Origin of the sequence: Streptomyces niveiscabiei, from assembly GCF_033794345.1 — a bacterium.
Lineage (GTDB): Bacteria > Actinomycetota > Actinomycetes > Streptomycetales > Streptomycetaceae > Streptomyces > Streptomyces niveiscabiei.
Window position 1 is genome coordinate 98,935 of sequence record NZ_JARAYJ010000019.1, and the last position, 21,007, is coordinate 119,941.

14 protein-coding genes are annotated in these 21,007 nt (G+C 69.9%); 9 read left to right on the forward strand and 5 right to left on the reverse strand.

The genetic code is table 11. The features are described 5' to 3' along the window. Window positions 1–99 precede the first annotated feature (99 nt). The 4 genes from PV682_RS25150 to PV682_RS25165 are packed head-to-tail and all read right to left on the reverse strand — an operon-like array spanning window position 100 to window position 5,150. A complete protein-coding gene (locus tag PV682_RS25150) occupies window positions 100–1,983 on the reverse strand; it encodes a glycoside hydrolase family 127 protein (protein WP_319733699.1) in 1,884 nt (627 codons plus the stop codon). A 56-nt stretch (window positions 1,984–2,039) separates the two neighbouring features. Further along, window positions 2,040–2,852, reverse strand: a complete 813-nt coding sequence (locus tag PV682_RS25155) for a carbohydrate ABC transporter permease (RefSeq protein WP_319733595.1) — start codon at window positions 2,850–2,852, stop codon at window positions 2,040–2,042. Continuing rightward, window positions 2,849–3,796 carry a carbohydrate ABC transporter permease gene (locus PV682_RS25160; protein WP_319733597.1) on the reverse strand — a complete coding sequence of 316 codons (948 nt, stop codon included), beginning with the start codon at window positions 3,794–3,796 and terminating at the stop codon, window positions 2,849–2,851. The genes PV682_RS25155 and PV682_RS25160 overlap by 4 nt, the downstream gene beginning before the upstream one ends. Before the next feature lie 46 nt (window positions 3,797–3,842). After that, a complete protein-coding gene (locus PV682_RS25165) occupies window positions 3,843–5,150 on the reverse strand; it encodes an ABC transporter substrate-binding protein (RefSeq protein WP_319733599.1) in 1,308 nt (435 codons plus the stop codon). Between the two features lie 193 nt (window positions 5,151–5,343). Here PV682_RS25165 and PV682_RS25170 point away from each other — a divergent pair, with 193 nt between their 5' ends. The 4 genes from PV682_RS25170 (at window position 5,344) to PV682_RS25185 (ending at window position 11,880) form a co-directional block, all read left to right on the forward strand. Continuing rightward, complete coding sequence (locus PV682_RS25170; protein WP_319733601.1) at window positions 5,344–6,372, forward strand: LacI family DNA-binding transcriptional regulator; 1,029 nt, start codon at window positions 5,344–5,346, stop codon at window positions 6,370–6,372. 149 nt (window positions 6,373–6,521) lie between these two features. Next, window positions 6,522–9,782 carry a discoidin domain-containing protein gene (locus PV682_RS25175; RefSeq protein WP_319733603.1) on the forward strand — a complete coding sequence of 1,087 codons (3,261 nt, stop codon included), beginning with the start codon at window positions 6,522–6,524 and terminating at the stop codon, window positions 9,780–9,782. Beyond that, window positions 9,779–11,269, forward strand: a complete 1,491-nt coding sequence (locus tag PV682_RS25180; protein ID WP_319733605.1) for a family 43 glycosylhydrolase — start codon at window positions 9,779–9,781, stop codon at window positions 11,267–11,269. Before PV682_RS25175 ends, PV682_RS25180 begins: the two co-directional genes overlap by 4 nt. Before the next feature lie 143 nt (window positions 11,270–11,412). Continuing rightward, on the forward strand, window positions 11,413–11,880 hold the full coding sequence (locus tag PV682_RS25185) for a peptidoglycan-binding domain-containing protein (RefSeq protein ID WP_319733607.1): 468 nt from the start codon (window positions 11,413–11,415) through the stop codon (window positions 11,878–11,880). 45 nt (window positions 11,881–11,925) lie between these two features. Here PV682_RS25185 and PV682_RS25190 read toward each other — a convergent pair whose 3' ends face one another. Continuing rightward, a complete protein-coding gene (locus tag PV682_RS25190; RefSeq protein WP_407705740.1) occupies window positions 11,926–14,031 on the reverse strand; it encodes an alpha-galactosidase in 2,106 nt (701 codons plus the stop codon). A 47-nt stretch (window positions 14,032–14,078) separates the two neighbouring features. On the opposite strand from PV682_RS25190, the gene PV682_RS25195 reads away from it, so the two are divergent. The 5 genes from PV682_RS25195 (at window position 14,079) to PV682_RS25215 (ending at window position 20,983) form a co-directional block, all read left to right on the forward strand. Beyond that, window positions 14,079–15,116, forward strand: coding sequence for a LacI family DNA-binding transcriptional regulator (locus PV682_RS25195; RefSeq protein ID WP_319733610.1), 1,038 nt, complete (start codon window positions 14,079–14,081; stop codon window positions 15,114–15,116). 381 nt (window positions 15,117–15,497) lie between these two features. Continuing rightward, window positions 15,498–16,679, forward strand: a complete 1,182-nt coding sequence (locus PV682_RS25200; RefSeq protein ID WP_319733613.1) for an ABC transporter substrate-binding protein — start codon at window positions 15,498–15,500, stop codon at window positions 16,677–16,679. Window positions 16,680–16,681: 2 nt separating this feature from the next. Continuing rightward, window positions 16,682–17,602, forward strand: coding sequence for a carbohydrate ABC transporter permease (locus PV682_RS25205; protein ID WP_319733615.1), 921 nt, complete (start codon window positions 16,682–16,684; stop codon window positions 17,600–17,602). Then, on the forward strand, window positions 17,599–18,420 hold the full coding sequence (locus PV682_RS25210) for a carbohydrate ABC transporter permease (protein ID WP_319733617.1): 822 nt from the start codon (window positions 17,599–17,601) through the stop codon (window positions 18,418–18,420). Before PV682_RS25205 ends, PV682_RS25210 begins: the two co-directional genes overlap by 4 nt. An 88-nt stretch (window positions 18,421–18,508) precedes the next feature. Next, window positions 18,509–20,983, forward strand: a complete 2,475-nt coding sequence (locus tag PV682_RS25215) for a CBM35 domain-containing protein (RefSeq protein ID WP_319733619.1) — start codon at window positions 18,509–18,511, stop codon at window positions 20,981–20,983. Window positions 20,984–21,007 lie beyond the last annotated feature (24 nt).

Here is a 21,007-nt window from a genome sequence, read left to right on the forward strand (position 1 = left end):
TCCCCGTACCGCCGAGGCCGTACAGGGCGCCGGCGTGGTCCTCGTCGCCGTCCTTGGACGGGGCGCTGCGGTGAGCCACGGCATGGCCGGTCGTGTGCGTCACCTTTCCGCCGGCAGCCACACCCTCATCGTCGACGGCCCCCGGTTCGCCCAGGAGTGGTACGGCACCAGGGCGATGCCGGACGGCTGGGAGCCGGGCGCGGACGGCGTCTCGTCCAGTGGGTGGTAGGGCCACTCCTCGCCCGGCGCCGTCGTGACCGAGCCGGGGGCCACGACGGTCCCGCCGGGGCCGTCCTCCAGGGGGCCGCTCGGGTCGACCCGGACGGCGTCCACGTCCCGGTCGCCGGGCAGGTCGGTGGACTCGGCGCAGTACACGACCGGTCCGCGCTGCACGGCGACGGTTCCGCGCACGGCGTCGATGCGGGGGTCGGGGGCGATCCAGCGGGGGGCGACCGGGAGGGTCAGCGTGATCTCGTCGCCGGGGCGGAAGGCGCGGGTCACGGTGGTGGTGCCCGGCTCGACGGGGCGCCGGGTTCCCGTGGGGTCGGTGAGCCGGGCGGCTGCGCCCCGCGTCCAGGCGGGGACGCGCAGGGAGAGGGTCCAGGGGCGGGGCGGGGTGCGGTCGACGGTGACGGTGACCGTGCCGTCGTGGGGGTAGTCGGTGCGGACGCGCAGGGCGTACGGGCCGGTGGCGATCTCGGCGTCGGCGTACTGGTGGAGCTGGATGCCGTGGTCGTCGGTGGTGGCGAGCTGGGTGGGGAGGGCGGCAAGCGTGCGGGCGACGTTGGTGGGGCAGCAGGAGACGGCGAACCAGGGGGCGCGCAGGCTGGACTCGGCGCGGGGGCTCTCGGTGTCGGGGGCGGGGACCGTGCCCCGGGTGCGGCGGTGGAGGGTGTTGGCGTAGAAGAAGGAGCGGCCGTCGGGGGAGGGTGAGGTGGCGACGACGTTGAAGAGGGTGCGCTCCGCGAGGTCGGCGTAGCGGGGGTGGCCGGTGGCGAGGAGGAGGCGCCAGGCGAGCATGACGGAGGCGACGCCGGCGCAGGTCTCGGAGTAGGCGCGGTCGGGGGGCAGCACGAAGTCGTCGCCGAACGCCTCGTCGCGGTGGTGGGAGCCCATGCCGCCGGTGAGGTAGGTGCGGCGGGCGACGGTGGTCTCCCACTGGCGTTCGACGGCCGCGAGGAGTTCATCGTCGCCGGTCTCCACGGCGACGTCCACGGCGCCGGCGGCGAGGTAGAGGGCGCGCACGGCGTGGCCCCGGAACACGGTCGCCGCGCGGACAGGTACGTCGTCCTGGAAGTACGCGCGGCCGAACTCGCCGTCGTCCAGGCCGTGTTGACCCCGGCGTTCGACGAACAGGGCGGCCTGGTCCAGATAACGCTGGTCGCCGGTCGTGCGGAAGAGTTCGACGAGGGCGGTCTCGATCTCGGGGTGCCCGCAGATGCCGTCGCTCGCTCCGGCGCCGAAGGCGGTGCAGACGTGGTCGGCGGCCCGGCGGGCGGTCTTCGCGAGTTCGCCCTCGCCGCGCGCCCGGGTCTGGGCGATCCCGGCCTGGATCAGGTGGCCGTGGCAGTACAGCTCGTGGCCCCAGGCGAGGTCGCTGTAGCGGGGCTGCTGGCCGGGGCGGCCGTACGCGGTGTCGAGGTAGCCGTCGGGTTCCTGGGCGAGGGCGACGGCCTCGGTGAGCGCGGCGATCTCGGGGTCGCGGTCGCCGTCCCAGGCCATGGCCTCCAGGAGTTTGTAGACGTCGGAGTCGGCGAACTCGCGGCCCCTGCGGTCGTGCCGGATGCGGCCCTCGGCGGCGGCGCGGAAGTTGCCGATCCAGCCGACGCGTTCCATCCAGTACCGGCAGTGGTCGAGTGTGGCGGTCGCGTTGGTCCGCCTGCGCCCGGCCCAGAACCCGCCGGTGATCCTGACCTCTCCGAGCCCGAGGGGCCGCAGCCGGCCCCGGCTCGGCAGGACCGGTGTCGCGAGGGGGCCCGCCATGTTGTCCGTCACCAGTTCAAGCCTTCCGGTCGTCGAAACCAGTGGAAAAGCAGGGCTCAGCCCTTGAGCGCGCCCGACATGAACCCGCGCACGTAATGCCGTTGCAGCAGCAGGAACAGCAGCAGACACGGCACCGCGAGCACCACGACGCCCGCCTCGGTGGCGCCGTAGTCGACCGCGCCCATGCTCTGCTGGCGCAGATTGGCGACGGCGAGCGGGAGCGGCGCCTTCGCGCTGTCGGAGATGAGGATCAGCGGGGCGATGAAGTCGTTCCAGGCGGCGAGGAACGCGAAGAGTCCGACGGTGATGAGCCCCGGCCGTACGGCGGGCAGCAGGATGCGCCGCAGCGCCCCCGCCGTCCCGCACCCGTCGACCAGCGCCGACTCCTCCAGCTCACGCGGCACCGACTCGAAGGAGATCCTCATCATGAAGGTGGCGAACGGGAGTTGGAACATCGCGAGCACCAGGCTCAGCCCGATGAGCGAGTTCTGGAGGTGGAGGCGGCCGAGGAGGACGTAGAGCGGGATGAGCAGGGTCGCGTACGGCACCATGAGGATCGCCAGCGTCACCAGGAACAGCAGGTCCTTGCCGGGGAACCGGAAGCGGGCGAAGGCGTATCCGCCGAGCAGGGAGACGCCGAGGGTGAGGGCGACGGTGAGGACGGAGACGACGGTGCTGTTGAGGAAGTACCGCCACAGCCCGGCGTCGTAGTCGAGGAGGGTGCGGTAGTTGCCGAGGCCGTACCCGGACTCCTGGGCGGTGCCGGGCTGGGGGCTGACCGACGCCCAGGTGTTCCACAGCAGCGGGAACAGGAAGATGACGGCGAGGCCGCCGGTGACGACGTAGTACGGGGTGCGTGTCCCTTTCACGCGTCCTCCCTTCGCAGCCCCCGGAACTGGAGGGCGTTCAGCAGGAGCAGCGCGGCCAGCACGATGATCGAAAGGGCCGCCGCCGTACCGAGGTCGAGCTTCTGGAACGCCTCGCGGTAGATCAACTGGACGACGGTGACGGTGCTGTTGTCGGGTCCGCCCTTGGTGAGGACGAAGAACTGGTCGAAGGCGAGGAGCGATCCGGTGACGCACAAGAGGAGGGAGAGCGCCAGGGAGGGTCTGAGCAGCGGCAGGGTGATCGAGCGGAAGATCTGGGCGCGGCTCGCGCCGTCCATGCGGGCCGCCTCGTACAGCTCGTGCGGGATGCGCTGGAGTCCGACGAGCAGGATCAGCATGTAGAACCCGGCGAACTTCCACACGACGAGGAACACCGTCGACCAGAGGGCGGCCGTGGGCGAGCCGAGGAAGGAGACGGGGTCGTCGACGAGGCCGAGTTTCTCCAGAGTCTTGCTCAGGGGGCCGGTGTTGGGGCTGTAGAGGCCCCAGAACAGCAGAGAGGCCGAGGTGAGTCCGAGGGCGCCGGGCAGGAAGTAGACCGTGCGGAAGAACCCGGCGCCGGGGCGGGACTCCTGCACCAACAGGGCGAGGAGCAGGGCGAGTCCGAGGAGGACGACGGTGACGACGGCCGTGTAGAGGAGGGTGAAGCGGACGGCGGGCCAGAAGAGCGGGCCGCCGGTGACGTCGGTGTAGTTCTCGGGCGCGTTGCCGCCCCGGTCCCCGGCGAGCAACGGCCAGTCGCTCAGGGACATTTGAGCGACGAGGACGAGCGGGAAGAGAAAGAAGACGGCGACGAATACAGCGGTGGGGGTGGCGTACGCGATGCCCTGCGCGGTGCGGGTGCGCCACCAGCGGCGGGTGCGGGGTGGGCCGGGGGAGGCGGACGGCGGTGGGGTCACCGTCCGCTCAACTGCCTTGACCTGCATGGGATGTCCTCCCTGATCGGGCCGGTCTGCCGACGACTCGATCGGCTCAGTCGGCCAGCGACGCGGAGACCTCCTCGTTGTCCTTGTCGATGCCGGACCCGTCCCCGAACACGGCGTCCCGCATGAGCTTCAGCCAGGGCCCGTTGGGGTCGTTGAAGGTCTGCCCGAACTTCAGGGCGTAGGGCGTGCGGCCGTCCGCCACGAGCTGGTTGACGGTGACGAGGCGCGGATCGGTGGCCGAGTGCTTGTTGGACGCGAGGTCGGTGCGCGCGACGACGTCCTTGTGCGCGGCGACCACGTTCACCTGCGCCTCGTCGCCGAGGGACCAGGCGAGGAAGTTCCACGCCTGGTCGGCGTGCTTGCTGGTGGCGGCGATGCCGATGGCGTCGCCGCCGACGAACGTGGACCTGCCGCCGTCGGGCCCGGGGATGGGGGCGACGCCGAGGTCGAGGTTCTTCGGCATCAGGCCGAGGGTCGTCGAGGGCATCGGCATGACGCCGACCTTGCCCTTGGGGAAGACGCCGGTCCAGGTCGTGCCGGTCTCCTCCTTGGCGCCGGGCGCGAGGATGCCGTCCTTCACCCAGCCCCGGTAGACGTCGTACACCTTCTTCGCGGTCGGCGAGTCGAGGGTGGCGGCGGTGCCGTCGTCGTTCAGCACCTCCTGTCCGGCCGCCCAGATGGACGGCCACCAGGTGAAGACGCCGCAGCCGCCGCAGTTCCCGCCGAAGAAGGTGCCGTTGACGCCGCCGCCCAACGCGTTGACGGCGCGCGCCTGACGGTCCCATTCGGCGAGGGTGGTGGGCGGCTTCTCCGGGTCCAACTGGGCCTGTCTGTACAGGGACTTGTTGTAGAAGAGGACGGAGAGGTCGAGGGTGTGCGGGACGGCGTACTTCTTGCCGTCGTGCGTGCCGGCCTTGATGTGCGACTGCGCGAGCTTCGACGCGAAGGGGAGGGCGTCGATGCGGGAGGTGAGGTCGGCGAAGAGGCCGCTGGAAGTGTAGTTGGGCACGAACACGACGTCCGAGGCGAACAGGTCGGGCAGTTCGCGCGAGCCGGCCGCCGCGCCGACCTTGGCCTGGTAGTCGTCGGTGGGGACGACGGTCAGCTCGACCTTGTTCCTGTGGCTGTCGTTGTACGCCTTGACCAGGGCCTCGCTCTGCGGGCGGGTCGCGGCGCGCGTCCACATGGTGAGTTTCGCGCCGTCGTCGACGCCGCCGACGCCGCCGGACGGCTTGCCGCCGCTTCCCCCGCCGCCGCCGTCCGACGATCCGCAGGCCGTGGCGAGGCTCGCGGCGGCCAGGAGCGCCACGACCCCGCTGGCGGCCCGGCGTACCCGTCCGGTGGTGCTCCTCATGTCGATCCCCCAGTCCCGCGGAAACGAACCGAAAAGGCTTTCAGAAAGCTAGGGCGGACCTGATGGCTCGTCAATCCCCTTGTCCGACACGGTTTTTGCCCGCAGGCCGAAAACTCCGGATCCGCCGGTGCGCCCGCCTTGCCGAAACCGGCTCGCGTACCGTTTACGCACGCGACGCGAGAAGGAGAACCCCATGACCCCGGCCCCAGGCCCCGCTCGTTCGCAGCCCGCGACCCTCGGTGACGTCGCCAGGCTGGCGGGGGTGTCCATCGCCACCGCGTCCAAGGCCCTCAACGGCCGCAGCCAGGTACGCGCGGAGACCCGGCAGCGGGTCATCGAGGCGGCCGAGCGGCTCGCGTTCCGGCCCAACCAGCTCGCCCGGGGCCTGCTGGAGGGCCGTTCCGGCACGGTCGGCCTGCTCACCAGCGACCTGGAGGGCCGGTTCAGCATCCCGATCCTGATGGGCGCGGAGGACGCGTTCGGCGCGGGCGAGGTCGCGGTGTTCCTATGCGACGCGCGGGGCGACGCGATCCGTGAACAGCACCACGTACGGGCCCTGTTGGGGCGCCGGGTGGACGGGCTGATCGTCGTCGGGAGCCGTACCGATCCGCGCCCCTCGCTGGGGCGCGACCTGCCGGTGCCGGTGGTGTACGCGTACGCCCCCTCCGAGGACCCGGGGGATCTGTCGCTGGTCCCGGACAACGTGGACGCCGGCCGGATCGCCGTCGCCCATCTGCTGGCCTGCGGCCGGACCCGGATCGCGCACATCACCGGCGACCCCGGGTACGCCGCCGCGCACGACCGGGTGACGGGGGCGCGGTCCGCGCTCGCGGACGCCGGGCTCGACCTGGTCGGCGAACCCCGGTTCGGGGCCTGGTCGGAGGGGTGGGGGCGGGCGGCGACCGTACTGCTGCTGGACCGGCACCCCGATGTCGACGCGGTGTTGTGCGGAAGCGACCAGATCGCGCGGGGCGTCATCGACGTGCTGCGGGAGCGGGGGCGGCGGGTGCCGGAGGACGTGTCGGTGATGGGGTTCGACAACTGGCAGGTGCTGACGGCGGCTTCGCGTCCGCCGCTGACGAGCGTGGACATGAATCTGGAGCAGGTGGGCAGGGCGGCGGCGCACGCGCTGTCGGGGGCTATCGCGGGGGCGCGGCGGTCGGGGGTGGAGACGGTACGGTGCCGGGTCGTCATCCGGGGTTCGACGGCGCCCCTGTCGTGACGCCGGGGCGGTGGTGATCCGGAGTTCGACGGCTCCCGAACTCCGCTTCCTCCGCGATGCCTTGACACCTCATCAGCTCGCTCCTACGTTGCGAAAACCTTTCAGGTCCCTTTCCGTGCCTCTCGTCACCCCCACCCAGGGAGCCCCCGATGAGAAGACCGCACGCCCTGCTTCTCGCGTTACTGCTCACCCTCTGTCCGTTCCTCGTCGCGCCCCCGGCCCACGCGTCGCAGACGATCGGCTTCCCCACCTTCAACGGGCCCGCGATCCCCGGCCCGCCGGTCGGCTACACGACCGGCGACATGATGAAGTCCGTGTACGACGCGGAGAGTTCGGGCACCGACTTCTGGATGGACCGCCTCCTCGCCCGTACCGGCGACGACCCGGCGGGCCCCTGGCTGATGAGCCGGGGCCGGGCCCTGTTCATGAAGACCCACAACCCGGCCGCGCTCGGTTTCGGCGGGCAGGTCGCCTACTGGGAGAGCATCAGCGACAACAACGCCTACACGGTCGCGATCACCCCCGGCACGTTCACCGAACAGATCGCCCAGCGCCGCCAGGTGCCCAGCCACTGGCGCAGCGTCCACACCAGCGGCTCGACGACGGTCACGCAGGCCAAGTTCATCACCGACAACAACGTCGCCGTGACGAACCTCGCGATCAGGAACAACGGCACCGCGTCGACGACACTCCAACTCCGCGCGACCTCCCCATACGCGACGACCGGCAGCGGCAGCGAACTCACGGGCCAGGTCGGCGCGTACAACAACCTCACGACGATCAGACCCCGCCTGACCGGCGACGGGTTCACCGCGACCGGCGGCGGCCTGAACCGCTCGGTGACCATCGCGGCGGGCGCGACGACGACCGTGAAGGTCGTGATGGGCTTCGTCACCGACGAGATCCCGGCCTCGCTGAGCGAGTACACCGCGTACGCCGGATACACCCCGGACACCGCGTTCGCGACGCACGTGCGCGCCTACAACCAGTGGTGGGCGAAGAACGTGCCCTACATCGACGTACCCGAACCGGCGATCAAGAAGAACATCTACTACCGCTGGTGGCTGATGCGCTTCAACAGCCTGGACGCCGACATCCCGGGCCAGACCTTCCAGTTCCCCACGTCGACCGAGGGTGTCCTCGGCTACAACAACGCGATCGCGCTGACCCAGCCGATGCACATCGACGACCTCAAGTACCTGCGGGATCCGGCGTATGCGTACGGTGACTGGCTGAGCGTCGGTCAAGTATCCAAGGGCGGACGGTTCCTGGACAACCCGGGCGACCCGGAGAACTGGTCCAACAGCTACACGCAGTACATCGCCGAGGCGGCGTGGCGCAGTTACCAGCTCCACGGCGGCCAGCCCGGCATCGCGGCGAACCTCGCGCACTACGCCGAGGGCGACGTGAAGGGCCAACTCGCCTACTACGACCACGACAACAACAAGCTGATCGAGTACGACTGGGGCGCGCTGACCGGCAACGACGCGGACGCCGTCTCCTTCCACTGGAAGCCCGGCACCATGGACCGCGCCGAGTCCGCCTACCAGTACAGCGGGGCGCTCGCGGCGGCGCAGGCGTACGACGCGGCCGGCAACACCGCCAAGGCGGCCGAGATGCGGACGTTGGCGGGCCAGATCAAGGACGCCATCGTCAACGTCCTGTGGAACCCGAACCGCCAACTCTTCGAGCACCGGCTGAAGTCCACGAACGAATGGGTGCCGTGGAAGGAGATCAACAACTACTACCCGTTCTCGGTCGGCGCCATCCCCAACACGGCGGCCTACCGGCAGGCACTGCGCCTGTACGACGACCCCGCGCAGTACCCGGTGTTCCCGTTCTACACCGCGAACCAGGTCGACAAGAAGGCGGCGGCCGACGCGGGCCAGCCGGGCTCCAACAACTTCTCGACCATCAACTCCACGGTCCAGTTCAGGCTCTACTCGTCCGTCCTGCGCAACTATCCCAACTCCTGGATGAACGCGACGGACTACAAGAAGCTCCTGTACTGGAACACGTGGGCGCAGTACGTCAACGGCAACACCCAGTGGCCGGACGCCAACGAGTTCTGGGCCGACTGGAACGGCAGCGCGATCACCTACCGCTCCTGGATCCACCACAACATCCTCGGCAGCAGCAACTGGACCGTCATCGAGGACGTGGCGGGGCTGCGTCCCCGCAACGACGCGAAGGTGGAGCTGTCGCCGATCGACATCGGCTGGTCTCACTTCACGGTCAACAACGTCCGTTACCGGGGCGCCGACTTGACGATCGTGTGGGACGACCCGGCCGACGGTGTCGTGCGCTATCCCGGGGTCCCCGAGGGGTACTCGATCTTCATCAACGGGAGCCGGGTGGCGACCGTGAACTCGCTGGTGCCGTTCACGTGGGACCCGGCGACCGGTGACGTCACGACCAGCGGAACGGTCAGCTATCACACGGCAGTTGCGGGCCTCAAGGCACCCAACCAGGTCGTCCAGAGCAGCCCCCGTATGACCGACATGCTCGCGAAGGCGGGCGTCGATCTGACCGCCGACCTCACCAACCTCGCCTCGGGCGCCACGACTTCGGCCTCCTACACCGGGTCCGGCAGCTCGACGTCCGGTGCCGTCGACGGGTATCCCACCAACGAACCCTTCTGGGGTGCGGGCGGTTCCCCGAACGCGCAGGACTGGTACGAGCTGAACCTCGGGACGTCCCGGACGCTCAACGAGGTGCGCCTGTACTTCAAGGACAGCCGCCCGGCCAGTACGACGTACCGGGCGCCGTCGGCGTACACCATCCAGTACCACAACGGCAGTTCGTGGGTGGACGTGCCGAGTCAGACGAAGAGTCCCTCGGTGCCGCGCGCCAACTACAACCTCGTGACGTTCCCGGCGGTGAGCGCCCAGCGCGTCCGGGTGCTCGCGACGAACGCGTCCGGCGCGAAGACCGGGCTCACCGAGGTGAAGGTGTTCAACCGGGGTGGCGTCCAGCCGCCGTCCAACCAGGCGCTGTCGGCGACCGCTTCGGCGTCGTACACGTCGTCGTGGGAGAGCGTCGCGGCCGTCAACGACGGGATCGATCCGCCGTCGTCCAACGACACGGTGAACCCCCGCTGGGGCACCTGGCCCGAAACCGGCCAGCAGTGGGCCGAGTTGACGTGGCCGACGGCACGTTCCGTGAACGCGGCGGACGTGTACTTCTTCGACGACGACCAGGGCATCGACATGCCGTCGGCCTGGAAACTCCAGTACTGGAACGGGAGTTCGTACGTCGACGTGCCGGGGGCGAGCGCCTACACACTCGCCAGAAACCAGTACAACCACGTGACGTTCACCGCCACGAACACCAGCCGGCTGCGCGTGCTGCTCACCAGCACCGGCACGAGTTCGGTCGGCCTTCTCGAAGCGAAGGTGTACGGGCCATGACCAGATACAGAGCCCTTCTCGCGCTGCTCGCCCTGGCGGTCGCCTTCCTGGTGGTGCCGCAGCGGTCCGCGTCCGCCGCCGTGGCGTTCACGTCGACGGGCGTCAACCAGAACGGCGGCAACTGCCTGGATCTGCCGGGAAGTTCGACGGCCAACGGGACGCAGCTCAGGGCGTTCACCTGCTCGTCCGGTGCCAACCAGAGCTTCACCTACACGCCGGTCGCCGGGGCGAGTGACGTCTACACCGTGACCGCGTGGTCCGGGCAGTGCGTGGACGTGTACGGCGCGTCCACCGCCGACAACGCGGCCGTCATCCAGTGGCCGTGCCATGGCGGGACCAACCAGCAGTGGCGGCTGGCGCCGGTCGCGGTGGGCGGGACGGACAAGACGTTCAACCTGGTGTCGGTGGGGTCGGGCAAGTGCGTTGCACCGAGCGGGGGTTCGTCGGCATCGAACACCAACCTCGTTCAGCTGCCGTGTAGTTCGACGGCCGGGAGGGTGTGGCGGCTGCCCGGGTTCAACGGGGGCGGGTCCACGCCGGGGACCTTCACGAATCCGCTGAAGCAGCAGGGGCCCGACCCCTGGATGACGTACTACGACGGCAACTACTACCTGGCGACGACCACATGGAACTCCACGATCACCATGCGCAAGGCGCCGACCCTCGCCGGGCTCGCGACCGCGTCCGACCAGGTCGTCTTCAACCTGACCCGCCCCAACGGCGCCGGGACGATGTGGGCGCCGGAGTTCCATCTCCTCAACGGGCCCAACGGGCAGCGCTGGTACTTCTACTACACGGCCGGACGTGAGCCGTTCGACCTCGGCACCCAGCGCATCCACGTCCTGGAGAGTGCGGGCCTCGACCCCATGGGCCCGTACACCTTCAAGGCCGACCTCCTCGACCCGTCCCAGGACAACACCTGGGAACTGGACCCCGGCATCCTCCAACTCGACGGCCAGCTCTATCTGTTGGGCACCTTCTACAACGGCTCCCAGCCCATGTTCATCCGCCCCCTCGCCAACCCCTGGACAGCGAGCGGCACCCGCCGCGTCCTCTCCACCCCGACCTACAGCTGGGAAACGGTCGGCGGCGCGGTCAACGAAGGCGCGGAAGTCCTCCAGCGCAACGGCAAGACGTTCATCGTCTACTCGGCGAGCCACTGCTCAACACCGGACTACAAGCTGGGAATGCTCACGTACACCGGAGGTGACCCCCTCAACTCGTCCTCCTGGACGAAGTCCCCCACCCCCGTCTTCCAGCGCTCCAACACCAACGGCGTCTACGGCCCCGGCCACAACGGCTTCTTCAAGTCCCCGGACGGCACGGAGGACTGGATGGTCTACCACGCCAACAACTCGGCGGGCGGCGGCTGCGACATGAACCGCTCGACGCGGGCCCAGAAATTCACGTGGAACGCGGACGGCACACCGAACTTCGGCACGCCGGTCGCACTGGGCGCCCCGCAGACAGCGCCGTCGGGAGAGTGACCAACCCCCGATTACGTACCTGGAACCTTCGAGGTACCCCGCATCACCCGTCCCGGCCAGCATTTCCAGGGCAGCACAACGCCCTGACAACAGGGGCGGCCCCCGGCACGACGGGCGCCGCCCCGCGACGGAACGGGACAGCAATGCGACCCAAGACCTTGAGCAGGACCCTCGTCGGCGCGGCCACGGCCGCCGCGATCGCCGTCGGCAGTCTGGCAGGCGCGAGCGCGGGGTTCGCGGCCCCCGCACAGGAGACGAAAGCAGCGTCCAGCACCGAAGCCCGCATACTCGCGACGGTCAACCTCGGCCTGAGCCAGGCGGAGGCCAGGAAGGTCCAGGGCGCGCTCGACGCCCGCTGGGGCTACAACGGCGACATCGACGGCCTGCTCGGCACCGAGAGCTGGAAGGCGATGCAGCGCTTCCTCAAGGCGAACTTCGGCTACACGGACGACATCGACGGCATCGTCGGCCCCAACACGGTGAAGGCGCTCCAGCGTTTCCTCGCGCGGTACTACAACTACGACGACGCGATCGACGGAGACCCCGGCCCCAACACCCGGGCCGCGTTCAAGCGGATGGCCTCCTACTGCCCCGGCGGCTGCCTGCTCTGACCCGACCGGGCGGTACGGGGAGACTCGTACCGCCCGCGGCCACGCTCAGCTCAACCGCAGCAGCACCACCCCCGGCACAGACGGCACCGACACCACCACCCCACCCCCGTCCCACACCGCGACGCCGCTCCCCGCAGCACCCGGATGCAACACCTCGACCCCCACCCCCGCGCCCGCCACATGCTCGACAGGCACCCGGAGTTCACCTCCCCCGCCCCGCCGCCACACCGACAGATACGTCGCCCCGCCAGGCACCCGCACCCCCAGCACCACCCACTCGTCCCTCCACCCCGGCAACCCCACGGGCCAGAACGGCAACCCCCGGGCCAGATCCCCCCGGATCGCCTTGTACGTATCCAACGCCCCCCGCACCAGGGCCATCTGACGCTCGCTCATCCGATCCAGATGCCCCGACAGATGGACCCGCCCCAACAACGCCCCGCCCAGCGTGAACGAGATCAACTCGTCGGAGTACGACGGCTGGGGGTAGGCCCACACGGCACCCTGCTCAGGCGGCGCGGCCGTAGGCGCGGAAGCCGCGATGGGCGGATACCGCAGGGGGTCCTGTTGGTCGCTGGTGGACTGGAGTTGGGAGACCGCGAGGGTAGCGCCGTCCATGCGCATCCCCCCGGAGGCGCAGCTCTCGACGACGAGCCCCGGGTAGCGGTCCAACACCCCAGACAGCCACGACAGATAGGCGTGGCCGTGCCCGAGAAGCCCCGCTCCGGGCGCGAGGTCCCCGGGCCCGACCGTCCCGGGGTCCACCACGATGTTGTAGTCGAGTTTGAGGTACCCCACCCCCCACTCCCCGACGATCCGGTCGACGGTGCGGTCGAGGTGGGCGCGCGCGGCCGGGTGTCTCAAGTCGAGCTGGTGGCGGCCCTGTTCGGTGAGGCGGATGCCGTCGCGCTGGAAGAACGCGTCGTCGGGAAGCTCCCGCGCGACGGGACTGCGCACCCCCACCACCTCCGGCTCCAGCCACAGCCCCGGCACCATCCCGCGCTCCCGGATGCGCTCCAGCACCCGCTGGATGCCCCCGTCGGGAAACCGCCGGGCGGACGGCTCCCACGCGCCGACGCTGTCCCACCACCCGTCCGCGTCGTCGTACCACCCGGAGTCGATGCAGAAGTACTCGGCCCCGGCCCGCGCGGCGGCGTCGACGAGCGGGTACAGCTTCTCCGAAGTGGGGTCCCCCATCAGGGTGTTCATGTAGTCGTTGAAGACGACGGGCAGCGTCACATGGTCGGCGTGGGGCCGCCGGACGGCACGCCGGTACGAGGTCAGCGCCCCCATCGCGTCATCGAACCCGGCACCGACCGCCAGCGCGACGGGCACGGTCGTGAACGACTCGCCCGCCCCGAGCCGCACCCGCCACTGATGCTCGGCGTCGGTGGGCCCGTTGAGGGCGAGGTACGTGTGCCCGTCGCGCTCCCCGAGGTCCCACCGCCACCCGGCGGGCGACTCGATCTGCCACAACCAGGCCCGCCCGCCGCCGGCTTCGGTGAGCGCGCCCATGGCGAGGTGCCCGTCGGTGGGCCAACTCCCGCGCCCGGTGAGGCGGAACGCGGCACGGCTGTCGTGCTGATGGACGGCGGCCCCGATATCGGCGACGACGTCCCGGACCGGCGCGCTCTCCCAACGGCACTCCGCGAGCCAGTCGTTGCGGGCCCAGTGCACGTCCAGCAGGTGGGGAGGCGGCAGCGCCCCGAGGAGCAGACTGCTGACGGACTGGACGACGAGCGGCTCGGGCCCGTCGTTCCGCAGCCGCACCCGGGACCGCAGCACCGGCACCCCGGGGAAGGCCGAGTACTCGACGAAGGCGGTCAACCCGGTCCCGGCGTCGTGGAGTTCCACGGTCATCCCGTCACCGCCCGCCGAATGCCCTTGATACCGCAGCCGGTTACCGAGAGCGGTCCCCGTGAACCTCGGCCCCGACCACCCGCTCCCCCACCCGAACGCGGTCAACTCGACCAGCGGAAGCGCGACATCAGGATCGACCCGCTTCCCGTCGGCCCCGACCCGCACCACCCTCGGAGTCCCGTCGGAAGCGACCCCGAACTCCACCTCGACAGCATCAGAACCCCAGACAAGCCCGTCCACCGTGCCGGTCACGGCACCTCCCGTCCGCGTGAATCCGTCGTGTGAATCCATCGTTACGGTCTCTTGACGACCCTTGTGTGACCGGTCACAATCCTGGCATGGATGTGACCGGTCACACAAGGCGCCCGGCGAGCATCAGGGATGTGGCGAGCGCCGCGGGCGTCTCGTACCAGACCGTGTCGCGGGTGATCAACGACCACCCCAGCGTGCGCCAGGAGACCCGCGACAGGGTGCTCGCGGCAATCGGCGAGCTGGGCTTCCGCCGCAACGCGACGGCGCTGGCCCTGGCGAGCGGGCGCAGCCGCAGCGTGACGGTGCTGACGGCGAACACGACGCACTACGGGTACGCGGCGATCCTCCAGGGCATCGAGGAGGCGGCCCGGGCGGCGTCGTACGCGGTGGGGATCGGCGTCCTGGAGTCCGACGACGAGGCGGCCGTGACCGCGGAGGTGCGGCGCGCGGCGGACGCGAGCGGCGGCCTCATCGTGATCGCGTATGACCCGGCGGGCGTACGGGCGTTGACGTCCGTGCCCGCCGAACTTCCGGTCGTGGGCGTGGTGGAGACCCCGGCGAGCCCTCCGGACGGCGACCGCCCCTGGGTGTGGACGGACGACCGCGAGGCCGCGTACGAGGTGACACGCCACCTCCTCGCGCTGGGCCACGGCACGGTGCACTACGTCGCGATCCCCTCCAGCACCCGCCGCACCGCCGCCCGCACCGAAGGCTGGCGTCAGGCCCTGCGCGAAGCCGGTGCCGCCGTCCCCCGTCCGCTGCAAGGGAGTTGGGGCCCGGCCGGCGGCCACGCGGCGGGCCGGAAGCTGGCCCGCGACCCCGCCGTCACCGCGATCCTGTGCGGCAACGACGACCTGGCGCTCGGCGTCCTGCGCGCGCTGCACGAGGCGGGCCGCGATGTCCCCGGCGAGGTCAGCGTGGCCGGCTTCGACGACGCCCCCCACGCCGCCTACCTCACCCCGTCCCTGACGACCGTCCGCCTCGACTTCACCGGCCTCGGCAGAGCCGCGTTCGCCTCCCTGCACGGGGTGCTGGAGAAGTCGGCCCAGCTCGCCCCGCACCCGGTCTCCGTACCGGAGCTGGTGGTACGGGAGAGCACCACCGCACCTCCCGCTGATCGCTGAACTCCCCGCACGAGCACCGCTGTTCTGATCCTGCTTCCTGAACCACCCGTTCTCGAAAGGCACGTGATGCAGACAAGAGCTCTCCCCGCCCTAGGGCCCTTCCGGTGGATCTCCGCGGCGTCGCGACGCCCAGCACGCACTCTCGCCGCACCGCGCGAAAGCCCCCGTAGCTCCGCTACGAAGACTTCCACGCGGCACACCGAGAGCACGCACCGAACGCCGCTCCTTCTCCCACGGATATCCACCGGAAGGGCCCTCGCGCTGATCTGCGCGCTCGGCCTTGCCGCCACCGCGTGCAGTGACCCGACCGCCGCCGACTCCGGTGCGGATGCCAAGGACACCCAGCGCGCAGCCGTCGACCCGACCGCGCGTCTGGACGGCGTGAAGCTGACGATGTGGACCGCGCAGAACACGGTCACCGCGCCGAAGCAGGTGATCGACGCCTTCGAGAAGGCGACCGGCGCGCGGGTCGAGACGCAGGCGGTGCCGGACCTGTACGAGCAGAACGTGCCGACGAAGCTCGCCTCGGGCGACCGCCCGGACCTGATGTTCTGGCAGCCCTCGATCTCGACGCTGCCGTTCGTCCAGCCGAAGCAGAACCTCCTCACGCTGGACGGCGAACCGTGGGTGGCGAAACTCGGCGGCACGGAACAGAAGCTGGGCGTGATCGACGGCAAGCGGTACGCGGCGATCGTCACCAGCCCCGCGATGCTCGGCGTCTACTACAACAAGGACGTCTTCCGGCAGGCCGGCCTGAGCGAGAAGGACTTCCCGAAGTCCTACGACCAGCTTCTCGCCCTCGGCCGGACGGTCACCGACAGGACGGACGCGGCGGGCTTCTACGAGGCCGGAGGCGACAAGTGGCCGCTCCAGTGGCAGATGCAGCTCCAGCTGACCGACCTGGACGCGGCGTGGTGGGACGGCCTCAACAAGGGCGAGAAGAAGTGGACCGACCCGGTCGTGGTCGCCGCGATCAAGAAGTACAAGGACCAGCTCCTCGACGCGGGGCTCGCGCAGAAGAATTACCGCACCGGCACGTTCACGGGCCAGGCGGACGCCCTGTGGAAGGGCGAGGCGGGGATGGTCCTCAACGTCACCTCGTTCCAGAGCCAGTTGCAGGCCAAGTACTCGACGGCCGAGATCGACCGCAGGATCGGCTGGTTCCCGGTCGCCAACTCCTCGGCGACAGGGCTGTATTCACCAGACCAGACGAACGGCGTGGTCGCCTTCCGCACCGGTGACGAGAAGCGCGAGAACGCGGCCCGGCAGTTCCTCGCGTTCTGGCTCGGCCCCGACTACGCCGACTACATCGCGGCGATGAAGATCCCGTCCGTCCAGCCGTCGGTGCCGACGCCGGCCGGGCTACCGGAGGCGTCCAAGGCCCAGGTGGCCGCGCTGCCCAAGGCGATCGGCGTCTTCCAGGCCAAGGCGATCGTCGCCCCCGACACGCACCTCTACCTGGCCGACATGATCTACGGCAAGAAGAGTCCGCAGCAGGTCGCGCAGGCGATCCAGGACCAGTTCGCCCAGGTCGCCAAAGCGCAGGGCGCGCCCGGGTTCTGACGATGACTCAGACCGCTGTAAGAACCAACTCCCGTCCCTCGAAAAGCCGTCAGACCAAGCCGGGAAGACTTCCCCGCGCCGCCGTCCACCACCCCTGGTGGTTCGCGCTCCCCGCGATCCTCGTCTTCGCGGGCTTCTTCCTCGCCCCCAACCTGCTCAACTTCTACTACCCGTTCACGAACTGGTCGTCGTACCACTCCAACATCGCGTTCACGGGCCTCGACAACTTCAGGACGGTCGCCGAGGACGGCTCCCTGCTGCGGGCGATCCGTACGACGCTGCTGTACGCCGTCCTCGCCGCGCTCTTCCAGAACGGCTTCGGTCTCGGCCTCGCGCTGCTGCTGGAGGCGGACACCCGGTTCAACCGGTTCTTCCGGGCCGTGTTCTTCCTGCCGGTGCTGATCTCGGCGCTCGCCACGGGGTACGTGTTCCAGGCGCTCCTGGACCAGGACGGCGCCCTCAACTCCGTGCTGGGCACGGACATTCCGTGGCTGGGGTCGACGACCTGGACGCTGGTGATCGTCAGTGTCATCCACGGCTGGAAGTGGATGGGCCTCGCGATGCTGATCTACTTGGCGGGGCTCAAGGGCATCCCGGGTGACATGCTCGAAGCCGCGCGGATGGACGGCGCCGGGCCCTGGCGGACGTTCCGGTCGGTGCGCTGGCCCATGCTCGCGCCGGCCGTGACCTTCAACGTGACGACCGCGCTGATCGGTTCGATGAACACCTTCGACATCGTGCAGGCCACGACCGGCGGCGGCCCGGCGGCCTCCACGGAGGTCTTCAACATCTACATGTTCCGCATCTTCGGCCAGGGCCTGTACGCGCAGGCCACGGCGATGAGCCTGGTCCTCTTCCTGATCGTGGTCGCGGTGGCGATCCCGCTGGTCGTCGGGCTGAGGAGAAGGGAGCACCTCCTGTGAAGACCTGGCGTGTCGCCCGCCCCGCCCTCGTCGTCCTCATCGCCGCGCTCGCCATCGGCGTGCCCCTGTGGCTGGTCGCGGTCACCTCCGCGAAGCCGCAGGGGGAGGCCGTCAAGCCGAACCTGGACCTGCCGCGGCACTGGCAGCCCGCGAGCAACTACCAGGACGCCGTCAGCCAAGGCGAGATGCTGCGCGGGCTGCTCAACTCCCTGCTCGTCGTGGTCCCTTCGGTGGTGCTCGTACTGGTGCTCGGCGCGGGTGCCGCGTGGGTGTTCGCGCGGCGCAAGTCCCGTCTGGTGTCGGCGGCTTACGCGCTGTGCATCAGCGGGCTGCTGCTGCCGCCGGCCGTCGTGACCGTCGTGATGGAGCTGCGGCAGCTGGGGCTGGCGAACACGCGGCCCGGGATGATCGCCGTGTACACCGGCATGTATCTGTCGACGTCCATCTTCTTCATGACGGGGTTCATCCGCGCGATCCCCTTCGAGCTGGAGGAGGCGGCGCGGATCGACGGGGCGCGCCCGGCGCGGATCTTCGTCCGGATCGTCCTGCCGTTGCTGCGGCCGGTGATCGCGACCGCGACGATCATGGTGACGCTCTATGCGTGGAGCGACGTCTTCTACGCGTTCTTCGTCCTCGGCGGCGGAGAGCGGGCCACCCTGCCGCTCAACCTCTACCAGGTGGCCAGCGCCCAGCTCTACCTCAACAACTGGCATCTCGTCTTCGCGTACGTCGTGGTGATGAGCCTGCCGATGGTGGCCGTGTTCCTCGTCGGCCAGCGCAAGATCGTGTCCGGAATCACCAGTGGAGCCGTCAAATGACCGGAGGTCCAGCAGCGTGACCGCCCCCACCCGCACAAGATCCCGCGTACGAACCGCCCTTGTCACCACCGCACTTGGAGCCGCCCTCATGGCAGGCGCACTCCCCGCCGCAGGAACGACCGCAGGAACGACCGCACAAGCACCGCAACGCCTCTCCGTGGACCTCGCCGCCTCCGAGGGCCCCGTCCAACTCGGCGCGAACGGCGCCCTGTACGGCCTCGGCGACGACGGCGTGCCGAGCGACGCGGCCCTCGAACCCCTGAAGATCACCAGCGTCTCGCAGAAGCCGGACGGCGGCCTCCAGCATCCGAACGGCGACGCGCAGGCCGTGTCGAAGGCGTTCTTCCGCAACGGCGGCGGCGAGATCAACGTCATGATGCAGGACATCTACGCCAAGTGGCCGTACGAGGACCTCGGCATCGACGACTACCTCCCCAAGGTCGACAGCATCACCCGGCGTATAGCGGCCGACCCGAACAGCGAGCGGTTCGTCTACATCCCGTTCAACGAACCGGACTTCATCTGGTACAAGCTCAACGGCCCCCAGGCGGAGTACGAGGTGGAGCGCGACCGCTTCCTCACGCACTGGAAGACGGTGTACGAGCGGATCCGCGCGATCGACCCCGACGCGGTGATCGCCGGGCCCAACGAGACCGGCTACTACCCGCGTTTCCTGCGGGACTTCCTCACCTTCGCGAAGCGCGAGAACGTCCTCCCGCAGATCATGACCTGGCACGAACTCAACTCGGGCTCCCTGCGCGACTTCCAGGGCCACTACGACAACTACCGCGCCCTGGAGCGGGAGTTGGGCATCGGCCCGCTGAAGATCAACATCGACGAGTACGCGAACCGGCGCGACCTGTCCGTGCCGGGCCAACTCGTGCAGTGGATCTCGATGTTCGAGCGGAACAAGGTGTACGCCAACATGGCGTACTGGGACGCGGCGGGCAACCTCAGCGGCCACGTCGTCCGCTCCAACATCCCCAACGGCGGCTGGTGGCTGTTCCGTTGGTACGCCGGGCTGACCGGCGACACGGTCAAGGTGACGCCCCCGCAGGCCAACACCATAGACACGCTCCAGGGGTTGGCGTCCCTGGACACCTCCCGCCGTCAGGCCCAGGTCCTGCTGGGCGGCTCGGCGGGTGACGCGGACGTCGTCGTGCACAACGTCCCGCGCAAGCTGTTCGGCCGCACGGTCACCGCGACCGTCGCCGAAGCGGCCTGGTCGGGATACGAGGGTCAGCACGCGGCGCCGCAGGTCCTGAGCCGCGTCAAGGTCACCGTGGCCACCGACGGCACGGTCACCGTCCCCCTGCGCGGCCTGCACAAGATGTCGGCGTACCGGATCGTCCTCACCCCGTCCGGCACCGGCACCCCGGCCACGCCCTCGGTCCCCTGGTCCGCCTCGTACGAGGCCGAGGACGCGGCGATCACCGGCGGCACGGTCTACACGCACGGCACGGTCCAGAACGCCAACGGCTACGCGGCGTCCGGCACCAAGGACGTCGGCTCGCTCAACACCCCTGCCAGCAAGGTCGACTTCACGGTGACCGTCCCCGAGGACGGGGCGTACGACCTGGCGGTCCTGTACGGCAACCAGTCCGGCCGCCCGGCCACGCAGAGGCTGTCCGTGGACGGCGCCGCCCCGGTCACCGTGACGTACCCCTCCACCCAGAACTGGACCTACCGCGCCAAGCAGGACGTCACCCTTCAACTCTCTGCGGGCACCCATGTGTTGAGCCTCGCGAAGGGCGACGCCGAGGTCACGCTGGACCGGATCGACCTGACCCGCCGCAGCAGGACAACGGCCTCGTACGAAGCCACCCTCGCGGACGTCAGCGGGCGTCCGGCGTTCGACTACTCCTCGTCGGCCGGCACCGGGACGGGTTCGCTCGTGCTGCGCGGCGGCGACAAGGCGGTGTTCGACGTGTACGCGCCGCGCGACGGCTACTACACGGTCACACCGAAGGGGTCCGGGCCGGTCCAACTCGCCCTGCACGGGGAGAAGTTGGCCGCCGTACCGAACCATGCGCTGCGGCTGTACCTGGTCGCCGGGAACAACCGGGTCACGGTGACGTCGGGTCACGCGTCGCTGCGCTCGCTCGACGTGTCGGGGGACGGATCCACCAAGAACGTCCTGTCATACAGTGCCGCCGATGCCATCCTCGCGGGCGGCGCGAAGCTGGTCGAGTCCGGGTACGCGCCCGGTGGGGCGTACATCGGCAGTCTCGGCAACAGCCCTGACAGCACGGCCGAGTTCAGGGTGAACGCGCCGAAGGCCGGGCGGTATCTGCTCGTCGTGACGTATGCGCACAACGACCGGCGCGACAACGGGCACGCCTACAACACCGACATCATGTCCCGCACGGCGGACGTCAGGGTCGGTGCGGGCGCACCGCACACGGTCACGTTCAAGAACACGTGGAGCACCGACGACTACTGGACGGTCGGGGTCCCGGTCGAGCTGCGGAAGGGGGCCAACACGGTGACGTTCGGCAACGCGGGCGCCGCCGCCCCCGACATCGCGGGGATCGAGCTGGGCCGGATCAACGGCACCCACTGACCCGCGCCTGCGGGCAGCCTCCCG

Coding starts and splice junctions, on each gene's coding strand:
- PV682_RS25150 (WP_319733699.1), bottom strand. CDS start 1,983: ATGGCGGGCCCCCTCGCGACACCGGTCCTGCCGAGCCGGGGCCGGCTG.
- PV682_RS25160 (WP_319733597.1), bottom strand. CDS start 3,796: ATGCAGGTCAAGGCAGTTGAGCGGACGGTGACCCCACCGCCGTCCGCC.
- PV682_RS25165 (WP_319733599.1), bottom strand. CDS start 5,150: ATGAGGAGCACCACCGGACGGGTACGCCGGGCCGCCAGCGGGGTCGTG.
- PV682_RS25170 (WP_319733601.1), top strand. CDS start 5,344: ATGACCCCGGCCCCAGGCCCCGCTCGTTCGCAGCCCGCGACCCTCGGT.
- PV682_RS25175 (WP_319733603.1), top strand. CDS start 6,522: ATGAGAAGACCGCACGCCCTGCTTCTCGCGTTACTGCTCACCCTCTGT.
- PV682_RS25180 (WP_319733605.1), top strand. CDS start 9,779: ATGACCAGATACAGAGCCCTTCTCGCGCTGCTCGCCCTGGCGGTCGCC.
- PV682_RS25185 (WP_319733607.1), top strand. CDS start 11,413: ATGCGACCCAAGACCTTGAGCAGGACCCTCGTCGGCGCGGCCACGGCC.
- PV682_RS25190 (WP_407705740.1), bottom strand. CDS start 14,031: ATGGATTCACACGACGGATTCACGCGGACGGGAGGTGCCGTGACCGGC.
- PV682_RS25195 (WP_319733610.1), top strand. CDS start 14,079: ATGGATGTGACCGGTCACACAAGGCGCCCGGCGAGCATCAGGGATGTG.
- PV682_RS25205 (WP_319733615.1), top strand. CDS start 16,682: ATGACTCAGACCGCTGTAAGAACCAACTCCCGTCCCTCGAAAAGCCGT.
- PV682_RS25215 (WP_319733619.1), top strand. CDS start 18,509: ATGGCAGGCGCACTCCCCGCCGCAGGAACGACCGCAGGAACGACCGCA.